The following is a 2,432-nucleotide window of genomic DNA, read 5'->3' on the forward strand; positions in this document are numbered from 1 at the left end:
TTTTTTCCAAAGCTTCATTCATTTTTATAAGCACCTCTCTCTGATTATTAAGCTGGTAGGTCTCTATTAGATGATTTGGATTTTCATAGGCCACACTGGTAATACTGCCCTCCCGATACACCAGAATTTTCAAGGGCAACTCTATGGCCACTTGGGGATTTTCCTTCATGAGCTTCGTCCCCATCTCGGGATTGCCAAAGATCAGTACATCTGTAGGATTTAGGTCCATATTTACTTTGCTGGCTGCCTTAGCGTGATCAATATGCTGAACCAGGTTAAGACCTATATCACTGATGCCGGACTTGAGTTTTTCCAATGTGGTTTCATGGTCGTTGATACTCTGTTTCACTATTAAATCCTGGGCATTGGCCAGCATCAAAAAACTTGTAGTCAATAATAAAATAAATATTGTTTGAAGTAGTTTCATAATCTTGCGAGTCTATATGTAAAATATAAAAACCTGGCCAAGGCCAGGTTTCGTATTTAATTTATTTCATGTGCCACCGTATTTAGGCTTATGGATATTTGGTTTATCAGGATTTCTGTTGGGATTGGATTCTAAATGGGATGGCACCTCACCATCTTCATCCAGATGTTCCTTCTTTACTTCATCCTCTATTTTCAGTTCCTTCTTTGAAGAGCCCTCCTTTATGCTTGCCTTATCTTTCCCCGGATCAGAAGGGTTAGACTTTCCTTGTGGGGACGGTGTATTCTTATTTTCAGTCATAATATTGGTGTTTTGTTAAAGATCATTTACAGTTTTAAACTGTTAAAATTATTAAAGTTGGGAGTTAAAGTATTTATAACAAAAAAAACATTATTTGAATATTTTTTCTATTTGCAATAGATGATGCCACCAAGGCATAGATCAAAAACCTTCCTCAAAAAACAGAAAAACAGCCGTTGATTTTTTGAATTTTCAATGAAGACATATCCCAACCAAAACACAATTCCACCAAAACTCCTCATTCACTCCTCAACGAATTCGCAGGATTCGTCATAGCAGCTTTCAGCGACTGGAATCCGACAGTCAAAAGTGCCAAAGTCAACAATCCCAAACCGGCAAGTAAAAATGTACTCCCACTGATGTCCACATGAAAGGCGAATCCTGACAGGTATTCTTTAGCCAAGTACCAAGCGATTGGGCTGCCTATCAGGATACTGATCAATACTAATTTGGTGAAATCCCCACAAAGCATCAAGACCAAGTTGAGTGATGTAGCTCCCATTACTTTTCTGATGCCAAGTTCTTTTATTCTTCGGGCTGCGGTGAATGTCGCCAAACCAAACAGCCCCAAGCATGATATCAGGATTGAAATCACCATGAAACTCATAGAGAGTTTACCCAACACCAAATCTGATCTGTATTGGTGCTCAAACTGTTCGTCCAAAAAGGTGAATTCAAATGGATAGTCGGGACTATGCGCCTTGAAAACTTTTTCAATCCCGGCAAGTGATTCTGACATGGATGCAGATTGATTAATTTTAACAAAATAATGTGCCCCAAGATTTTCCGAAAAAAGGAATACCAAAGGCTCTATGCCCACCTTGAGGTTATCATTGTGAAAATCTTCAGTCACTCCGACAATCCTTCCCTTATTACCCCAAACACCCAATTCTGACCCGATCACTTCATGCTCTGGAATACCCATGACTTCCATCGCTCTGCGGTTAATGATGTAATTGAGGGAATCCTGATTAACTCCCATAAAATTCCTTCCTTGAAGCATTTCGATTCCCATGGTCGGTATAAAACCCTCATCAGACCGAAATAACTTGAAATGGATAGAGGCATCTTTAGCTTTCCCCGGCCAATCGATTTCGGTGGTGGTAATCGGGATGACAAAAATATTGTTTCCTCCAAAGCCTATGTTTTCCACATTGGACAATTGCAGTATGGCGTTTTTGAAAGGAGCAGTATTGGCAATCAGATCCTTGTTCTGATTAATGACCAAAACCTGACTCTTGTCAAATCCCAGGTCTTTGTTACTGATATACTTGATTTGTTGGTAAATGATGATACTTCCCACCACCAAAACCACAGCAGAGGCAAATTGGATGACCACCAATGTTTTTCTTAGGCCATTTCCGGTCAGCAAGCTTCCAACATTTCCATGAAAAATCGACAAGGGCTTGAATGAAGAAAGGAAAATGGCCGGATATATCCCCGCCAGTAAACCGCAAACCAAGGTAATTGCAATTGCCCCACCCAAAAACAAAGGATCGAACATATCCAATTGGATGGATTTGGAGGTAATTGTATTGAAGAATGGAAGTAAAGTATGCACCAAAAATACCGCGCATAATAATCCTACGAAGGCAATGATAAGCGACTCAAGTATAAAATGAATCACCAGGCTAGGCCTGTTTGCTCCGATGATTTTTCTGACACTGACTTCCTTACTCCTGCTTGCAGCACTTGCCGTTGCCAG

Annotated in this window: 3 protein-coding genes; all 3 read right to left on the reverse strand. The window is 40.2% G+C overall.

The genetic code is table 11. The features are described 5' to 3' along the window. The coding region (locus tag ACEW8O_RS07795; protein WP_373494057.1) for a DUF302 domain-containing protein at window positions 1-427 on the reverse strand (427 nt) is incomplete at its 3' end. A gap of 66 nt (window positions 428-493) precedes the next feature. Next, complete coding sequence (locus ACEW8O_RS07800) at window positions 494-727, reverse strand: hypothetical protein (RefSeq protein ID WP_373494058.1); 234 nt, start codon at window positions 725-727, stop codon at window positions 494-496. A gap of 238 nt (window positions 728-965) precedes the next feature. Continuing rightward, a partial coding sequence (locus ACEW8O_RS07805; RefSeq protein ID WP_373494059.1) for an FtsX-like permease family protein occupies window positions 966-2,432 on the reverse strand: 1,467 nt, incomplete at its 5' end.

The sequence above is a fragment of the Aquiflexum sp. genome, from assembly GCF_041749095.1.
GTDB lineage: Bacteria > Bacteroidota > Bacteroidia > Cytophagales > Cyclobacteriaceae > Aquiflexum.